Origin of the sequence: Campylobacter sp. RM12647 (assembly GCF_020138135.1) — a bacterium.
Taxonomy (GTDB): domain Bacteria; phylum Campylobacterota; class Campylobacteria; order Campylobacterales; family Campylobacteraceae; genus Campylobacter_E.
Genome location: NZ_JACGAS010000075.1, coordinates 1 through 371 on the forward strand (window position 1 = coordinate 1; position 371 = coordinate 371).

Consider the following 371-nt stretch of genomic DNA (forward strand, 5'->3'; position numbering starts at 1 on the left):
TTATTAGGAACTAGCATACTAATTCCTAATAATAAGTTTATTTTTAAGCTAATGAATCAAGTTCTAAATTCATTTAGCTTTTTGTTTAGTTGTTCTGTCATCTCACTTAGATGATTTGCTGCTCCTGCTATTTCTTCTACACTTCTTGCGTTTTCATTAGTGATAGTATTCATATTATTTACTCCACTTAATATCTCGCTCATATCTTTGCTTGTGCTTATATAATCATTTACAGTTGCTTCACTAATTTTTACAGCTTCACTCATTACTTTACCCATTTCATTAATTGTATCTTGGGTATTACTTGCTACTTGAGTTAATTTACTAATTTCTGCTGAATTAGTGCTCATTTGCTCGCTTGCATCTTTAAT

At 29.9% G+C, this 371-nt stretch carries 1 pseudogene; it reads right to left on the bottom strand.

What is annotated here, in order from left to right:
* Positions 1-56: 56 nt before the first annotated feature.
* Positions 57-371: pseudogene (locus AVBRAN12647_RS09650) on the bottom strand (methyl-accepting chemotaxis protein); the annotation flags it as partial.